Source organism: Legionella brunensis (assembly GCF_001467025.1).
GTDB lineage: Bacteria > Pseudomonadota > Gammaproteobacteria > Legionellales > Legionellaceae > Tatlockia > Tatlockia brunensis.
Map to the genome: position 1 here is coordinate 1 of NZ_LNXV01000037.1, position 17,270 is coordinate 17,270.

Genomic DNA, 17,270 nt, shown 5'->3' on the forward strand with positions numbered 1-17,270 from the left:
ATGGCTTTTTCACCAGGGGCTAAGGATGGTTTGGAGAATTTAATGGCTAATGTCCCTTCTTTGGCAAACCACTCTTGCGCCAATTCCAAAGGCTCCTTGCCACCGTTGTACAATTCAATGGTTTCGCCTTTTAACAGCTTGCCGTCCCAGGATTCTTTGGGTAATAACGTTAATCCTTTTGACCAGCGCTCCACTTTTCCAAATTGGCGTTTTACGCTCACATCAGCAAAAGGTTTTTGTTGTTCCATATAGTTAAGCATGGCGAGAATGGCTTCGGGAACTGCTTCTTGAGTGATTGTTTTGGGATTTGTTTTTGGGGTATTAACTACTGTTTTTGTACCAACAGACTGCGAAGGAACCAATTCAATAGTCTTGCCTAAGGACTCTTCGCCATTTAACGTTACTGAAAAATGACGGCCTGTTTCCGTGGTTAAAAATAACGTAAAAGGATTGCTAGCCGCCAACATCACATAAACTGAGCCGTCCTGCTCATCACGTTTAATGGCCATAGAGTTGGGAGGAAACACTGCTTCCATGATTTTGTCGTTTTTGACCACCAAACGGTTGTAATTACCCTGACTTAAAGTGAGTGCAATATCGCTATTGTCTTTCACGGAGATGCTAGTAGCACCCATTGTAAGTGTTGATAGTAACGCCAGCGCGATACTTAATGGTTTACGCATCTTGTTTCTCCTTTAAAAGCGAAAATTGGACTATAGACAGACGGCTGTCTTTATATTGGAACCGCAAGACATAGGTTTTACGCACGTCTTCTAATGCTTGAAGCCCTACAAACCGCCTCAATTTGCCAGAAACTACGACTGTCAGTTCCTCTGGGTTGGGTTTGTTTTTATCGATATAAAAAATGGACGACATTTTTTTAGCTTTGATGACCTTAGCCTCATTGGTTAAAAGCCTTAGCATCTGGGTATAATTTTGATGATTCACATAGGAAAGTAGACGCTGATGGTTGGCATCCACTGTTTCGGGTGTGACGTTTAAACGTTCATTAACAAAATTTTCTGCCATGAGACTTAGATAATGGCCATCAACACTGGACGCTGATTTCACATAGGAAGGCTCGCCACTAAAGGGCGTTACCTCGATGGTATGGTGATTCCATGCTTTAAACAAAAAGCAAGACAACACGAGGTTAGACACCAAAAGGCCAAACACTAAAACCACCATCAGATTAAACCGTGCAGATAATTGGCTTAAGCGGCTTTGATAATTTTTAAAATCCATGTTCTCTCCTTAAGCCACGTACACACGGTGGTGCGATAAAGGTAATTTAGGCAAGAAAAATTGGGTGATAGCACTGGGCAAATACCAGTAAGCCAGCACTAAAAGGGCTTTTGGCCCCTCCCCTTTCTTCAAATACCGCAACCCACTTAACAACCCCAACCCAAACATCGATACCAATACTTTTTGATTGGAGATGATGAGCAACATGAAACCAAGTTCTGCCACCACCAGCTCATCCATAGTTAACGTTAAGATCCTTTTTGGCGCATCAATGTGATTTAGGAATTGATAGTTCATAGTGCTCATCCTCTTTTCTCCTTCAAAAAACAAAGGTTTTCAGTAAGAACGCGGGTATAAAAGCAACAGCAGTCACGCCAACAAACACCATGGGATTTTTGCTTTTTACAGCCATAGCCGTTGCTAAAATGATGTCCACCAGAATAAAAACTTTCCAAAACATCGAGCCGCTTCCTAGTGAATCTTTGACATCTCCTTCTAGCGCTTTGGCAAGCAAATCATTAGCAAAAGCACTTTTCGAAAGTAAAGTCACCGCCGCAACAGTAGATAACTGCTTTGAAAATGCTATTATTTTTTTCAAAATTTTCATTACTCTTCCTCTCGTTAGTTCCAATTACTTACATCCATTTGCAACACAATCTTTATCACCTGCTTCTAAACCTTTAGTGCCAGACACAGCATGTGCTAAATATCCGTCAATTTTGTAAGCCATTCTTGCATTAGCTAATGCAACCAAATTTAGGATATAACCCTTACTTGCTTCATTATTTTCATCGTTATTAACCGGATAAATTGATGATTTTTTAATGCGCGCAAAATCGGCATTACCATACGAATCATTCATCGTTCTTCTCCAACTGCTTTTTATTTTCATTATTAAACTGGGGGGCAGCGGCATTTAATTCGGATATTGATCGGTATCTATTGAGGTGATCTTCCAGACGTATTTTTGCTTCCTGCACTTTCTTTCTATTTGATCTTTTTGCAGACTCCGAAAGAAATCTATTTGACTCCTCCGAGATCTGTATTGTGATAAAGACTTTTTTGTAATTGTTATTTGATTCCAATTTCAACTCCATGAAAAAATGGTGCTTTTCTTTATGGTTATTCATAAAATTTATCTATAAATAGCCAATGCTTAGAAAATTGATGTAAACTAAAAGTATTATTTAACCATATTACCCTTTATCGGGTACCCTGTAAAGGGTAATACAAACTTATGTCAATAATTTCTGAAGAACAGTTAAAACATCGATTTTCATCAAATATGCGCCAGTTGATGGCCACTCGCGCCGTTAGCGAGAATGAACTAAGCAAGACAACAGAGATCAGCCAATCAGCCATTAATAGAATTAAAAATGGACAAGTATGCCCTTCTTTGTATCAAGCTATAGCCATAGCGGAAGCATTGGGAAATAAACTTGAGGATTTTATTGATATTTCGGCAGAAGATATCAATGAATCAAATTATATTGCTGTAATTAGTACAAGCAATTTGACGGAACCAGATCAAACTAAAGTATTAGGTTTTATTGAAAATGATAACGATTGGAAGAAAAATACAGTTGGCTTCAAAGTTGATAGAAATTTTGATTGTAAGATATTGAACAATGAAAGCATTGTTATTGCTTCCATAGACTCATTATCAACATATCAAGATGGAGATACAGTTCTTTTCCTATTTAATAAAAAATATATGATTGGTACCATGCATCAAGGTTTTATTAAACCAATTGATAACCTACTATTAAAAATAGACGTAAAAAATGCCTCGATGGTCGGCAAAGTGATGAATATAGAAACTAAATATATTAAGGACAAAAATACTGTGGTTTCTATTCTAGAAAAATTTAATTTAGGCACCTTATCTAATCTTATTAGCTCGCTCAGCCAGTCACTCCAGTCACATCCTGCTTAGAGTATATATTATTCGATTCATCATAATTTATTTCCCATTTGATAGGCGAGAAATCGGTATTCCAATCGATAATATCGCTTTTTTCTTCTCTTTTGATAATAGTGATTAAAGGTTTTGTAATAATTGAATACACAACTATTTCATATGTAATTTTAGTAAAATAGGACACCAAAATAAATTTCATCATGTATTCCATGGGCCATATTCCATAAAACGACAGGAAACAGAATAGTGTTGTATCCGTTATTTCTGAGATAAGGAGAGATTGGAATATTCGTTTAAATAATGACCTCCCCTTATTCTTTATTTTTAATTTCTGAAAAATAAATGACGATATGAAAAAGGAAACTGAAAATGCAATAGTCGAGGCAACGTATGTTCTAAGCATTCTTGAAAATACGGTTTCAAAATCATGTTGAAATTTCCAAAATGGCGATGGCGGCAAGATAATCACCAAATAGATGCAAATATCAAATAATACCAATGCAGCAATGCAAGACAGTAGTATTCTTCGGGCGTTCTGATACCCATAAATATCTGTAATTATATAGTCAAATATGTAGCTGAATGGATATAAAAGCATCGCTCCAGTTATTGTGAATCCGCCTATGCTTATTAACTTTGTCGAAAGTACATTGCTTAATAAAATGATGGTAACGAATAAAATCGCTATTAAAACAAGATACTTATATCTTGGTAATGCGTTTGCTAAGCTTAGCTTATTTAAAGTTTTAGATGCGAAAATTGTTCCAATAAGATACCCATCTTTTCCAGAAAAATTATTCATAAAATCAGGATTATCTACAACATCTTCATAGTCCAATGTTGATGGTTTTTTATGACCACCATCTATGGGACTATACAGTAAATTATTATTTACAAAATCGATATTTAACTTATATTTATGCATTTTTTCTTAAGGCTATGTAGTAGTAGGGAGCAAAACTGTATTCATCGATATAATTTATGCCATCTTTTTCACTGCCGAGCGCTAAATGTGTCCCTATATGCTTAAACCCTATTTGTTCTGCGAGGTGAATTATAAAGTTCTCACTCCAATAATAATCATTAATTTCACAATCTATAGTTAGTAGCTTTATTTTAGCAAGATCACCATCCAAGGAAGGAGCCTTTCCAATTCCTTTAACGGTTAAGTAATTTCGAGTATAAAGATTTTTAGTGCCACTTATAATAATTAAATTCCCATTTTTTTCTAAGGAATTAAAGCATTTCTCCAGCTCTGTTTTTATTTCATCTTCCGTAGATAAGTGAAAAAACATTAAAATTGAAAAGATAGCAGTATATTTTCCATACGGGTATGAAGTATTTTCAGACGTGTTTTCGAAATATATCGAATTATCTGTGAGGCTACTATTTTTCGCATTGTTTAATGCATTTTGATCTATATCACATCCATTTATTTTTTTACAAAAAGTACTTAAAAAATTAGTTGATCTACCAGAACCACAGCCCAAGTCTAAAACATAATCCAGACTTGTATCATATTTTTCAGCAAATTCTTCAACATCTCTAAATGCAAGAAATCCAGTACCAGTGATACTACTCTTTCCATACTTCTTAATTTGTTCATCGCTAAACTTCAACATTTATTAAAATACCTCTTACTTATGATGTTAAGCTTCCTGCAAATGTCCCACCCCACACTTAATTAACACCCCGCAAATGTCCCATCTTTAAAATTAATCTGTCTAATAATGCTATTCAATTAATTCAATATAATCTTCCATAGATATAATGTTTCCCACTGCACTATGTTTATTCTCTCTTATAAAGCTATGAAAACATCCTTTGGTTGCTGGGTGCTCTAACCTATGTTTTTGATACCAATTCTTGAGAATACTACTTTGAGTTTTTATATAATTCTCAAATTCACTAATTAAGTCGTTTTTTTGATCTTCTGTTAGATTCGTAAGATAGTTATTTATCTTCTTATTAACATATTGCCTGTAACGTTCAGTTTGCGCTTCTTGTTTTTCTTTCTTTTCTTTTTCTTTCGCTTCTGATATCTTGCGACGCTCATTGATTACTGCTTTGCTTGATTTACTATGCTTATAGTCTTTTTTAAGTGCTTCAATCAAATATCCAGCGAGACCTCTAATCTTTCCTGCAATGAAACTTTCTGATTGAGTGATGATCTCCACTTTCTCTCGAATATAGTCGTTATCATATTTTGCATATGTCTCTTCAATCATTTGAGTTGAAAACCCGAATGTATTAATTAGAAGTTGCTTTAACTCTTCATCAATCGATAAGTTATTTAGGGGAATAGGGGATTCATCAACATTTTTTTCTAACTTGAAGCGTATTCTCGTGACTTTTTGATTAACTCGTTCTATTTCAGGAACAATACGAATTGGCGATACTGTGTTTACCTCATTCACTCCAACATCTAGAACTCTTTTTTTAAAGTCTTTAAACACTTGATATTTACCATCAAACACACCCATTAGCTTTCTAAAGATATCCAGCGGAAACCAAGGTGTTTGCGCTAGCCCTTTGTAGCGAATACAGTTCTCATAAAGCGCCAAACCATAGCCTGATTTGAATTTTGAAATTAGTTCAATGTTTATTTGGCCATAAATCTCAGGTTGATACATAAGATCTTTCATCACCTGGCTGTATTCATAGATGCAAACCCCATTTGAAAGTTCAGCAGATGCCAATATGGAGCTAGCCTTCCATTTTTTTTCTTGTCCAGTAGAGCAATCAATAACGTTCCATTCGATCGCTATTGTTATTAGTCCGATCAATGCTTCTTTGAGCTTTGCAGTATCTTTGCTGTTGTAACCAATCAGTTGGTATAAATCTTTTCCTTTGATTTCAAATTGTTGTTTGTAAGGAAGGTCTGGATAAGCATTAAAGAGCAACGCATTAAACAGCTTTCGCTGAATCAATGACAGATTATTAGAGCAATGTATCGCGTTAACATGTTTTTTGAGTTCGAGACTCTTATTATTTATTGCTACGCTTCCCATACGTTTCTCCATGCTACCTAACAAGTAATCCGAGTACTCGGATTAACTCTCAATCCGAGTACTCGGATTCTGCAATAATTTGTTCTAAATAATTTAAAACGTGTTTACACATATCTTCCACATTCACAAAACCAGCAATCTCTTTGTTTAGTACAATCGATGGAAGTCCCCGATAATCTGATTTGAAGGTAAATAGTTTTTTACCTTTTTCAGAGCTATAAGCCTTGGCATTACTTGAGCTTTTAGATTCAGCTTTCTGTTGTGAGGTTTTCTCTTCAAATATCTTCTCTAATTTGGCCTGCGAAGTAATTGTTCTACCTAACTGATGAGCAATAGAAACCATTTTGTTATAGTTATCTTTAGACTTATTAATTAACTGAACAATTTTTACAGCAAGTTGTTTAGAGAGGGCGTGTATATCTGGAATAGCCCGCACTATGTCTTCTGGAATTTTTGAATAAGCCATTAATTCGTTAAATGTGGAATAGGAAATACGCAATTTTTCCGAAAGTTCTTTTTCGGTTTTAAATACATTATCCGACAACAATCGTTTATAGAGCATCGCATTGGAATAATTACTAACATCATTTCGTAATTTATTCTCAGCATCTTGAGATGCAATCGCATCTTGTACATTGGGAATATCTTTTCTGATTACAAGAAAAGGGATCCCAAGCCGCATACAAGCAATATGCCTTCTTCGACCAAAAATCACTTCATATTTTATTTTCCCATGGGGATTAGGATGATTTCTCACCAAAGCAGGCTGTAACTGCTTGTTTGATTTAATAGAATCAATTAGCCCATCAATATCGCCTAGTTCACTTTCTTGTCGGTTAGCGTATTTCCAAGGTTCGCACTCTTCTGGATTGACGTAAATTAATTCTTGCTCGGCAAATTCAATCCCAGACTGTGTCTTAAAATAAGATGGAGTTTTAGGGGCTGCTTGTTGTAAAACAACCTCCTCATCAGCGGCCTCTATTTTTTTTACTTGACCGCTTTTCATTAGCATGCCTAATGGGCCAGAATTATGAACGTTTCGTTTGCTATTATCCATGTTACTCTCCACTTACAAAGGATGCTTTAGATTGCTTTTCCCAGATTTCTTTAAAGTTATTAATAATTTCGAGGTTCACATCATCTAAATGTTGCAAAGCTCTGCGGTAAGCTTCACGGCTTCCACGGGGTTTTGAAACATCATAGATGGTTCCAATTTCATTAGCTGCTTTTGCCACTTCAACCGTTTCACACATGTGATTTGTGAGAATATATCTACCAAACTGCTCTCGCATCATATTTTCCATCTGCAATGCTTCGTTACTTCCACTGTGTTTAGAAATGAGTATTCGCAAATATTCCAATTTTTTGGAAGGTAATTCTTTAAACATATTTCGCAAGGTAGCCGTATACATGATAAAACTTGAATAGTCGTTCATGCTTGGAGGAATAGGAATAATGATTCCATCGCAGGCAATAATCGCATTGAGTGTTAACAATCCAAGATTTGGACCACAGTCAATTAAAATAACATCATATTGATTTTTAATAATTTTTAATGACTCTGATAAGCGAATAAAAGGAGAACCTAAACGCTCATGGTTGTTTTCTTTTTCATTAGGTAAAATAAGGTCACAATCTTGTATCGCCAAGTTAGCAGGGATGATATCTAGACCATCAAAATGCGTTTTCAGTATTACATTTTTGATGTTGTTAGGATTGGAGATTAACACATTGGTTATTGTGTCTTCGTAACGAAGTTCCAAATCTGGGATTAATCCTGAGCTAATTAAAGTTGCTGTTCCTTGTGCATCGAAATCTAACAGAAGAACCTTTAAACCTTCGATAGCAATCTTTTTTCCTAAATCTACTGTAGTTTCAGTTTTCCCAACGCCGCCTTTTAAGTTAGAAACAGCAATGGTTAAGCATTTCGAACCTTTTGGTCTTTTGTATCGCGTTTCTGCTTTATCTCTAAGCGCATTAATGGCAGCCAATGTGTATTTTTTTACCTTTCTGCCATTTTCAGAGTCTTCGATTACTATTCCTGGTATATCATCTGAAGATTCTAATAATTTTCTGAATGTCGGATCAGAAACCTTAACCATTTTTGCGGCTTCAATTGCGCCCCAAGTTCTTGGTTTTTTTCTTTTTTCTGGATTAATTACAAAATTTCTTAATGTCAGTAACATTTCGTTACCCGCTTGATAGAACTTATCCATTAACTGTTCTGGATGATCTGTACCATACGTAATGATTTGAGGATCAAGCATGATTTCCCTTTTATTAAAATAATTAATTTTCACATTTTTTATAATTTATCTGTGATTTATTGAAAATGCAACAGAAAATTAAAATTTCTATTTACTATAGAAACACAACGTGTTTTAATTTTTTTAAGATCATTTTATTAGTTGTTTAGAAGTTGAATAGGTCAATGTTCTTAAGGGTTGTAAGAGAGTCTGGGGGACATTTACGGGAATTGTGAGGGACGTTTTCAGGGATGGCTGCGGCGTTTACGGGATAGGGTGAGACGTTTGCAGGAAGTAAAAATAAGAAAAATAACTGATGTTGCGACGTTTACAGGTAGGGTGGGACGTTTGCAGGGATAATTGAGGAGAGACACTTGTGTCAAATTTAGAATTGAAGGGATTGAAGTTGCTTCGAGCCTTAGACAATTCATTCCAGGATGGAGAATCTATACCCAGCGAATCGATAACTCATTTAGCTGTTGAGTTATTAAATTCTGGAAAATATCAGCCTAGGAAACAATTTGATGAGTCTATCTTAGACGAGCTCGCAAACTCCATCAAAGCCCAAGGGATTATCCAGCCACTTATTGTTAGAAAGATTGCAGAAGAATGCTATGAGATTATTGCTGGTGAGAGACGTTGGCGAGCAGCAAAAAAAGCAGGCTTAACTTATGTACCTGTTATTATTAGAAATATTGATGATAATGTTGCTCTCGCATTTTCACTGATTGAAAATATTCAACGTGAAAATCTTAATCCGATTGAAGAGGCGTTAGCATTAAACCGTTTTCGCGAAGAGTTTGAAATGACTCATGAGGACATAGCACAAATGATAGGGCGCTCTAGAGTTTCGGTTACTAATACGCTTCGCTTACTATCTTTGGATTCTAGAGTAATAGAGATGTTAAACGAAGGTAAAATTGATATGGGGCATGCCCGATCTCTTTTGAAACTTTCGCCAGAGCAGCAATATCAGGTTGCGTGCACCGTCATTGAGAAACAGCTGAATGTGCGTGACACGGAGGCATTAGCAAATCGATTGAAGTCATCAGGGAATGAGGGGCATGACAAGACTTTTTCTTTAACTACACTGCATGACAAGTGTGAGGAGTGGAGTACCTATCTATCTCAACAATTTACAACAAATGTTTCTGTAAAAGTAAATGCTGAGGGTAAGGGAAGAGTGATTATCGAAGTGAATTCTGCTAGCGAGGTTGATTGGCTGATCAAGCTAATGAGCGAAAGAGGATAGTTATCCACAAAATCTGTTAATAACGTTGTGTGATATTCGTGGGTTATAACGTAATTAAGCCTATTAATGAGAAAAAAGAGCGTGTTTAATTTTTGGATTAATGATGAGGCCATTGCGTATTTTTATCAGTAGTGTACAACAAGAATTTAAAGAAGATCGTCTAGAGTTATGCCGCTGGTTGAAAAATAATCCATTAATGCGTCGTTTTTTTGATCCATTTTTATTCGAAGAATTGCCTGCCCATGATAGGAGGGCAGATCAAGGGGTTGTTGCCATTTAAATGGATTCCTGTATCGTTTAAAAGTTCTTCTATATAGGTTTTTAGTGCATGATTATCCATTGAGCGGTTCTTGTTTTTCTATTGTTTTCTCAAATTAAAAACCGAGCTTAAGATGGAGCAAAAAACATTTTATAAACGAGAATAGCAATAGAATTGAAAAAGCATGGTTATATCAACACAATATAAAGTTGTATTTAAAATACATCTTTAATATAATAAGTAGGAACTTATATCATAAGGAGCGTTACCATGTTAATGGCGCACAAACCTACTCAAACAATAAGTGATAAAATTGCCTTCGGTCTCGTTAAATTTTTTCGCTTTTTTGCAGATACTTTTTTCCAAAAGCGATACGGCAATCGCGCGATTGTTCTAGAAACCGTGGCTGCTGTTCCGGGTATGGTTGGTGCTGCCTTATTGCATTTGCGATGTTTAAGAAAAATTAAAAACGATGAAGGATGGATCAAAACCTTGCTGGATGAGGCAGAAAATGAACGAATTCATTTAATCACTTTTATGTATATCGCGAAACCCAATTGGTTTGAGCGGTTCATCATTTTTACAGCACAGGCCATATTTGTAGTACTGTATCTTATAATGTATGTTATTTCTTCTAAAACAGCCCATCGTTTTGTGGGGTACCTTGAGGAAGAAGCGGTGGTTAGTTATACCCATTATCTCGAGGAGCTAGATAAGGGTGCGATTGATAATTGCCCAGCCCCGCAAGTAGCTAAAGAGTATTGGGGTTTGGAGGAGCATGCACGATTACGTGAGGTGCTATTGGCTGTACGTCATGATGAGGAAGAGCACCGAGATGTGAATCATCAATTGGCTGACACGCTTGCTCAAGGGCACCCCATTTTAACGCCATTAAAAACCGAGCGTCCTCGTATGGACACGAAGAAAGGTTAACAGATGCTGAAATGAAAACTGTTTGATAAAGGATAGTCATGAACATACAAAATGATGATCTAATCTGTTACAAAAGTATACCCATTGATGCCTATGGAAAGCTCAAGTTCTTTCTTGAAAAACACAGTACGAAAGAGGGAACTTGGGGGCATCTGACCCTTCATGAAGGCGAAATTGATTTTGCTTTTTTAGATGGGGAAGGACATGAGCTTTCACGTACACGGATCAATAAAAGCAGCCCCAAATTATCTATTCCTCCTGCTTCATGGCATAAAATCATTCCGGTGAGTGCAGATTTTAATGCTCATCTTCAATTTTATTGTAAACCGCATCGATATTTTAATAAGAAATACCATATGGGTGCACTGCATAGCGACCTATTCTATGCGTACCAAACCTATTTATCACATCAAAAACACCACAACATTCTTGATGTGGGTTGTGGTTCGGGGAGGAATCTGTTGTATTTTGCAAAACTTGGCTATCCTGTTACTGGAGTTGATATCAATCAATCCGCATTAGAAAACATAAAGACGGTTGCCCAAGAAGAAAATCTAACCCAGGTCGACACTTTGCTATATGATTTAAATCAACCTCTAACTCTCACAAAAGAACAATATCACTTTGTGTTCTCTACAGTAACGCTGCAATTTTTAAATGCTGAGCGTATCCCCTCCTTACTAACGGAGTTGCAAGAGGCAACAGCAAAGAATGGTTATCATTTTTTGGTTTTTCCTGTTCAATCAGAACCCTATCCATTACCTAATTCATTTACCTTTTTACCAAAACACGAGGAGCTTTATCATTTTTACCAGAATCGTGGTTGGTCTGTATTGGAGTATAAAGAGTCGGTAGGCCATCTTCATAAAAAAGATGAGTCAGGTAGGCCAATACCCGGTTTATTTGGTTTGTTGCTTGCTCAAAAAATTATTTGATTGAATCAATCCTGGTTTTTTGTTTATTGATTGATTCTCAGCAAAGCAAATAACTCGTTTTTATTGTGTAATACATCTGCCAATGTGTAGCGTTCCAAAACACTGATAAAGGCGCTTTGTGCTTCATGTAAAATACTCTTGAGTTTGCATACCGGGGCAATGCAGCAATTTGATTTTTCTTTATTAAAACAAGGAACCAAATCAAAGTGTGGCTCAAATTTAATGATCAACTCACCCAAATTAATGGTTTCAGGAGAAGCTGCCATTAGAATTCCGCCATTCTTGCCGCGTATGGTCTTAATCAGCCCAAGTTTTGCTAAATTATGGATGATTTTGATCATGTGGTTGATGGAGATGGAGTAAGCTTCAGTAATGTCTTTAATAGTGCATGAGTCTTTTCTTAGCGCAATATAAATTAAGGCGCGTAGCGAGTAATCGGTAAATTGAGTCAGTTGCATAAAAATTCCTGTTAAATTTATTGACGCCTATTATTTCTTTCTATAAGATGCATTTAAAATGCATCTTATAGGAGTATACCATGTCTGAGTCGCTATTTGACCGATTAGGCGGACAAAATGCTGTCAATACGGCAGTAGATATCTTCTACCGCAAAATGTTACTGGACGAAAGAGTAAACTATTTTTTCGATGATATTGATATGGAGCAGCAAATTCTGAAACAAAAAGGATTTTTAACCATGGTTTTTGGTGGACCTAATCACTACACCGGAAAAAACATGCAAGAAGGGCATCGTCATTTATTGGAGCGCGGATTAAATGATTCACATGTGGATATTGTGCTTGAACATTTAGGGGCAACGTTAAAAGAGCTGGGGGCTCATGATGAAGACATTCAAAAAGTTGCTGCCATTGCCAATAGTGTTCGCGATGAGGTCTTGGGGCGTGCCTCATGAATACAGTAGAATTCAACCATCAGTCGTACACTTTAGCCCCTGATGAAAACCTCTTACAATGTTTCTTGCGCAATGGAGTCGACTATCCTAACTCGTGTAAGGCAGGAATTTGCCAATCGTGTTTGATTAAAGCCAAAGAGGGAGAAGTCAATCCTCTTTGGCAAGAAGGATTACCTGAAGTTCTTAAAGCCCAAGGTTATTTTCTTGCTTGTCTTGCAAAACCAGTCGCACCGCTTTATGTGACCTCACCTGATGCGGCAGAATGTGAGGTGGAGGCTCAAATCATAAGCCTAGAACGACTCAATCATAATGTGATTCAAGTGAAACTTAAGGTAGGGCATCTTGACCTTTGGATCCCTGGACAATACCTATCCCTTATTAATCCTGAGGGAACCATGCGAAGTTATTCAATTGCTAATATTCCTGCCCAAGATGGATATATTGAGTTGCACATTAAGGTTTATTCCCATGGTGCTATGGGACAGTGGCTTTTGCAAAAAGCAACAAAAGACATATTTGTTACCCTCAGAGGTCCTTTTGGCCAATGTTATTATCACAATCCAGACAAGCTCTCGTTTAATCTAGTATTAGCAGGAACCGGAACAGGCTTAGCTCCGCTCATTGCGATTATCAAAAGTGCATTAAGCCAAAAACATGAAGGAAACATCACTCTGATACACGGAGGTGTTTTTGATGAGGACATCTACTACAAAGAAGAGCTTGAAACATTGGCTTTGTTATTTCATAACTTTTATTATGATCCATGTGTACTTCAAAGTCAGGGATGCTATCCCGAAGCCTCTATTGAAAAAAGGGTATTAATGCACTTGAACGATCCGAATCAAACTCAGGCGTATGTGTGTGGTCCAAAAGAGACGACCAATAAGATAAAAACACGGCTTTTTCTTGCAGGAATCCCTTCAGCAAAAATTTACAGTGATGTTTTTTTATAATACGACTCATGATTCAGATTATTGGCAATTATTTACTGATAATTCGTTTGTCTTGATCGTGTTTTGTTATTTGTTACTTAAATTGAGATTATTTATTGTTTTTAAGCCTCATCCGCAGACTGAGGCTCTATGCGTTTAATTTGTGCTAATTTTGGGAAAAAAGGTTTTAATTTTATAATAAAATCGTAGGCCATAAACAAGGCGCCCATCGCAAAAACAACATCTCCTGGAAAGCGTAACCACTGCCACAACAACGTTGTATTATAAAATTCAAGACTTCGTGCATGGGCAAATCCATGCTCATAAACATCCATCAATTGAGCCCATCCGATAGGAAAAAAATTCAACACAATCCACAGGAACAGGCCTATATTATAAAGCCAAAATGCCCAAGTGCCTAAACGATCACTCCAGGGAAACCTATTACCCGCAGCATACCGTAAACAAAAATAAATTAATCCCAACCCAAGTAGACCAAACGCTCCAAACAAAGCGGTATGAGCATGATTTAAGGTTAAGAACGTTCCATGTTCATAATAATTGACAAGCGGTGCATTGAGTGTTCCGCCTCCGAATACTCCTGCGCCAACAAAATTCCAAAAGGATGCACCCAAAATATAGAGATAAGCTAAATTGTAGGAGAAATCCCCTTTGCGCTTAATCAATTGACGCTCTTCAATCGCATCAATAATGAGAAGAACTAATGGTAAGACTTCAATGAAGGAAAACATAGAGCCAAGTGGCACCCAAATGTCTGGCGTACCCGTCCAATACCAATGATGTCCTGTGCCAATGACTCCACCTAAAAAGATAAGAATGGTTTCAAAGAGCATGGCTCGCTCCGCCAGAAGACGAGAAACTAAACCAGTTCCCATTAAAAGATAAGCCGTAGCGCATACAGCAAAAAATTCGAATGATTGTTCTACCCAAAGGTGAACGACCCACCAACGCCAAAAATCAGTAATGGTGAATGATTTTTCTATCCCGGTTAATGGGATCATTCCAAAGCAATAGAGTATTGCAACATTTAATGTGCTTGCCCAAAAAAGATGCTCAAGATGGATTCGTCCAGTCCAAAACTCAACAGTCGCTTTTTTTAAGTGACTCCAGGTAGGCCACATCCCGCGAAACACAATAAAACTCCACAAGAAAAGCCCTAAACAAAATCCAATTTGCCATAATCGACCCAGCTGGAGATATGATAAACCCTGATTGCCAATCCAAAACCAGGCTCGATTTACATAGCCCATAATCCCTAAATAATCGCCAATAATTGCTCCGGCAACAATAAATAGAGTAACCCAAAATAAGAGATCCACATAAAAACCTTGTCTTTTCGCTTCTTTCTTGCTGATGATAGGCGCCATGAAAACAGCAGTACTGATCCAAGAAAGTGCTATCCACACTATAGGCGTTTGTATATGTACATCACGTAAGAAGTTAAAGGGTAAAAAGTCATTAAGATGAACTCCATAAAAGTCAGTGCGCTTTGCATAGTAATGTGCCAGAAGTGCACCAACAGCAATCTGGATCAAAAGGATAAGTGCCACAATTACAAAATATTGTCCCACTTTACGTTGGCTGGTGGTCAATGGTTTAAAGTCCAAAAATAAGTGTGTTTTAGGTGCATTGTCCGGTGCACTAAGATAACGATGATAAATATAGAGCACTGCACCAAAACCCAAAAATACAAAACAAAACGAGACCCAGGTCCAGTAAAAAGTATGAGGCGTTGGACTATTACCCATGGTGGGTTCATAAGGCCAATTGTTGGTATAAGAACTGTTTTGGCCAGGTCTATGAGCAATGGTCGTCAGCGATGAATAGATAAGAAAATCTGCCGTTTGTAACGCACTTTGCTCATCCAGGCTGTATGCTTTGGTCCAACCTGCTTCAGCATCATGATTGAGTAACATTTGTGAGATTTCAGTTCGTATCTGTTGTATGGCTTCTGTAAGAGGCTGAGATAAGATACTCGTTTGATGGCTAAGATCTGTTTGTTGGAGTTCTTGTTGCATTGTTTTACGAACTACATACTGATCTCCTTCAGATAAACTCGCAAACGGCTTTTTTCCAAAACGCTGGTGCGCTATGTTTTCTTCTGTAAGCCTACCCAGACGCACCAGATATTTTGCAGTGTAATCTTCCCCAAAATAAGAACCCATCCCATAAAGGCTCCCATAATCCATAAGATCAGCGCGCTGAAATCCTGCTTTACCGGCGATAATATCTTCTTCTGTCATGATGATTTGTCCTGAAGAAGATATAAATTTTTGGGGTAGGGGAGGAGCAAGTTGATATGTTTTAACCGTTCCCCAAATGATAATGATGAAACAGAGTATCGCTGTGATTAAGAGAATCCATTTTAAGACATTTGAAACAGGATCGATTTGGATATCAGGCTGTCCATTGCTTGCATCGCTTGTTATCATTAAATTTCTTTCCTTAGTGCTTATATTGCTTTTGCATAAACGCGTTATTGCGTCCAATCCGAATTATTAAAATTCTTTCTGATCTATTTGAAAGCAGAGCTAATTAAGTGTTTGTTTCATAATAAGATACTATACTATCATTTTTGAGCTCACTGCGTTTTTTCTTTATTTGTATGTTAGAGATTATTTTTAGAAAAGTATTGTAGGACCAATGATAAATTTAGGGTTATAACCTATGAGACTCCTCAGTAAGTAGGGAGAAATTACTCGACAACTTGATACTAAACCTACGTCAAAATTTGATTAGATTTATCAGATGGTCTAAGTTAATCCATAGTTGCGTAAAGGACGAGCCATGAAAAAATCAGGCGATAAACAAGACGACATGAAAGACAACTCAATGGAGTCATTACCGTTGAATCCCTCCAAACTTAACCTGTCAAATTTTTTGTATTGTGTTTCAAGGGGACAACAGGAAGAAGCAGAGAGTCTATTGAATAAACCAATACAAAAAAATAACAATAAAAACCTGCTGTTAGAAAAAGAAATGTTCACCGATTACTCAGGTCGAACCTTTGTATGTACCGCTTACGAATATGCCTATTGGGCAAAAGATACACACATGTGCCGGATGCTGGAACAATATATGGACGAGGACACAAAATCGGAACTGTTAAAACTCTGCAGGGCGATAGAGAGAGATGGATTGAAGTATAGCCAACAGATTACGCAGGTTGATGGAACCCAGCGGGTTGAGCAGTATTGTACAAAGCATTTTGACTTTACTCCACTCAAAATAGCATTGGAACAGTATATAAAGGGATTTGATAATTGGAGTTGGGATGAGAGAAAAAAGGCCTGGATGGCGGTAGGGGTAGCCCAGCGTGATCTTCCTGTTCATGTGATTAATGAATATTGCAGGCCGGATCGGACGTTTTACCCATTGCCACTGTTTGACGAAGATAAATTACCTAGAGTTATCACATATTACGATCATCATATACGCTGTGATGTCTCATTGTATCCTTTGGTTATTTCTGACTCTTCTGGTCTTGGTGTTGATTTTGCATTGATTCGTGGCCGGTTTCGACCAGCGGCAGTGCGAGTTCGGCGTTGTGGCTCGGCGCTGCGAGCTGCAAATGAATTAGAAACCATTTGCCGTCTTGATGA

20 protein-coding genes and 2 pseudogenes are annotated in these 17,270 nt (G+C 37.2%); 8 read left to right on the forward strand and 14 right to left on the reverse strand.

Annotated elements, in window-relative coordinates; translation table 11 throughout:
* The 6 genes from traK to Lbru_RS16315 all read right to left on the reverse strand — a co-directional run.
* The coding region (gene traK, locus Lbru_RS16290; protein ID WP_058443188.1) for a type-F conjugative transfer system secretin TraK at positions 1 to 683 on the reverse strand (683 nt) is incomplete at its 3' end.
* Positions 676 to 1,245: a type IV conjugative transfer system protein TraE gene (traE, locus tag Lbru_RS16295; protein ID WP_058443189.1), complete on the reverse strand. Its 570-nt coding sequence runs from the start codon at positions 1,243 to 1,245 to the stop codon at positions 676 to 678. The genes traK and traE, both read right to left, overlap by 8 nt.
* Positions 1,246 to 1,254: 9 nt before the next feature.
* Positions 1,255 to 1,551 carry a type IV conjugative transfer system protein TraL gene (gene traL / locus Lbru_RS16300; protein WP_058443190.1) on the reverse strand — a complete coding sequence of 99 codons (297 nt, stop codon included), beginning with the start codon at positions 1,549 to 1,551 and terminating at the stop codon, positions 1,255 to 1,257.
* A gap of 13 nt (positions 1,552 to 1,564) precedes the next feature.
* Entirely contained in the window at positions 1,565 to 1,852 is a 288-nt protein-coding gene (locus Lbru_RS16305; protein WP_035895981.1) for a hypothetical protein, read from the reverse strand.
* Between the two features lie 24 nt (positions 1,853 to 1,876).
* Complete coding sequence (locus Lbru_RS16310; protein ID WP_058443191.1) at positions 1,877 to 2,107, reverse strand: hypothetical protein; 231 nt, start codon at positions 2,105 to 2,107, stop codon at positions 1,877 to 1,879.
* The gene (locus tag Lbru_RS16315) at positions 2,100 to 2,375 is read right to left on the reverse strand and encodes a TraY domain-containing protein (protein ID WP_058443192.1); all 276 of its coding nucleotides are present in this window, start codon (positions 2,373 to 2,375) and stop codon (positions 2,100 to 2,102) included. Before Lbru_RS16315 ends, Lbru_RS16310 begins: the two co-directional genes overlap by 8 nt.
* Positions 2,376 to 2,482: 107 nt before the next feature.
* On the opposite strand from Lbru_RS16315, the gene Lbru_RS16320 reads away from it, so the two are divergent.
* Entirely contained in the window at positions 2,483 to 3,181 is a 699-nt protein-coding gene (locus tag Lbru_RS16320; RefSeq protein WP_058443193.1) for a helix-turn-helix domain-containing protein, read from the forward strand.
* Here the strand turns inward: Lbru_RS16320 and Lbru_RS16325 are convergent.
* The 6 genes and pseudogenes from Lbru_RS16325 to Lbru_RS17890 form a co-directional block, all read right to left on the reverse strand.
* Positions 3,150 to 4,091 (reverse strand): queuosine precursor transporter, encoded by a 942-nt coding sequence (locus Lbru_RS16325; protein ID WP_035895975.1) that lies wholly within the window; start codon positions 4,089 to 4,091, stop codon positions 3,150 to 3,152. The genes Lbru_RS16320 and Lbru_RS16325 overlap by 32 nt on opposite strands.
* Positions 4,084 to 4,788, reverse strand: a complete 705-nt coding sequence (locus tag Lbru_RS16330) for a class I SAM-dependent methyltransferase (RefSeq protein WP_058443194.1) — start codon at positions 4,786 to 4,788, stop codon at positions 4,084 to 4,086. Before Lbru_RS16330 ends, Lbru_RS16325 begins: the two co-directional genes overlap by 8 nt.
* Before the next feature lie 111 nt (positions 4,789 to 4,899).
* Positions 4,900 to 6,177 (reverse strand): replication initiation protein, encoded by a 1,278-nt coding sequence (locus Lbru_RS16335; RefSeq protein WP_238583906.1) that lies wholly within the window; start codon positions 6,175 to 6,177, stop codon positions 4,900 to 4,902.
* Positions 6,178 to 6,226: 49 nt separating this feature from the next.
* On the reverse strand, positions 6,227 to 7,234 hold the full coding sequence (locus Lbru_RS16340) for a ParB/RepB/Spo0J family partition protein (RefSeq protein ID WP_058443196.1): 1,008 nt from the start codon (positions 7,232 to 7,234) through the stop codon (positions 6,227 to 6,229).
* A gap of 1 nt (position 7,235) precedes the next feature.
* Entirely contained in the window at positions 7,236 to 8,444 is a 1,209-nt protein-coding gene (locus Lbru_RS16345) for an AAA family ATPase (protein WP_035895967.1), read from the reverse strand.
* 56 nt (positions 8,445 to 8,500) lie between these two features.
* Positions 8,501 to 8,572: pseudogene (locus tag Lbru_RS17890) on the reverse strand (hypothetical protein); the annotation flags it as partial.
* A 227-nt stretch (positions 8,573 to 8,799) separates the two neighbouring features.
* Between Lbru_RS17890 and Lbru_RS16350 the strand changes: the two are divergent.
* The 4 genes from Lbru_RS16350 (at position 8,800) to tehB (ending at position 11,802) form a co-directional block, all read left to right on the forward strand.
* Positions 8,800 to 9,675, forward strand: a complete 876-nt coding sequence (locus Lbru_RS16350; protein ID WP_058443197.1) for a ParB/RepB/Spo0J family partition protein — start codon at positions 8,800 to 8,802, stop codon at positions 9,673 to 9,675.
* A 100-nt stretch (positions 9,676 to 9,775) separates the two neighbouring features.
* Positions 9,776 to 9,955, forward strand: a complete 180-nt coding sequence (locus tag Lbru_RS17295) for a hypothetical protein (protein ID WP_193786934.1) — start codon at positions 9,776 to 9,778, stop codon at positions 9,953 to 9,955.
* Positions 9,956 to 10,204: 249 nt separating this feature from the next.
* Positions 10,205 to 10,867 carry an alternative oxidase gene (locus tag Lbru_RS16355; protein ID WP_058443198.1) on the forward strand — a complete coding sequence of 221 codons (663 nt, stop codon included), beginning with the start codon at positions 10,205 to 10,207 and terminating at the stop codon, positions 10,865 to 10,867.
* Positions 10,868 to 10,905: 38 nt separating this feature from the next.
* Positions 10,906 to 11,802, forward strand: a complete 897-nt coding sequence (gene tehB, locus Lbru_RS16360) for an SAM-dependent methyltransferase TehB (RefSeq protein ID WP_058443199.1) — start codon at positions 10,906 to 10,908, stop codon at positions 11,800 to 11,802.
* A 23-nt stretch (positions 11,803 to 11,825) separates the two neighbouring features.
* Here the strand turns inward: tehB and Lbru_RS16365 are convergent, their stop codons facing one another.
* On the reverse strand, positions 11,826 to 12,260 hold the full coding sequence (locus Lbru_RS16365) for an Rrf2 family transcriptional regulator (protein WP_058443200.1): 435 nt from the start codon (positions 12,258 to 12,260) through the stop codon (positions 11,826 to 11,828).
* An 80-nt stretch (positions 12,261 to 12,340) separates the two neighbouring features.
* On the opposite strand from Lbru_RS16365, the gene Lbru_RS16370 reads away from it, so the two are divergent.
* On the forward strand, positions 12,341 to 12,715 hold the full coding sequence (locus tag Lbru_RS16370) for a group I truncated hemoglobin (protein ID WP_058443201.1): 375 nt from the start codon (positions 12,341 to 12,343) through the stop codon (positions 12,713 to 12,715).
* Positions 12,712 to 13,668 (forward strand): FAD-binding oxidoreductase, encoded by a 957-nt coding sequence (locus Lbru_RS16375; protein ID WP_058443202.1) that lies wholly within the window; start codon positions 12,712 to 12,714, stop codon positions 13,666 to 13,668. Before Lbru_RS16370 ends, Lbru_RS16375 begins: the two co-directional genes overlap by 4 nt.
* 101 nt (positions 13,669 to 13,769) lie before the next feature.
* Here the strand turns inward: Lbru_RS16375 and Lbru_RS16380 are convergent, their stop codons facing one another.
* A complete protein-coding gene (locus Lbru_RS16380) occupies positions 13,770 to 16,100 on the reverse strand; it encodes a nitric-oxide reductase large subunit (RefSeq protein WP_058443203.1) in 2,331 nt (776 codons plus the stop codon).
* A gap of 355 nt (positions 16,101 to 16,455) precedes the next feature.
* On the opposite strand from Lbru_RS16380, the pseudogene Lbru_RS17410 reads away from it, so the two are divergent.
* A pseudogene (locus tag Lbru_RS17410) lies at positions 16,456 to 17,270 on the forward strand (hypothetical protein); the annotation flags it as partial.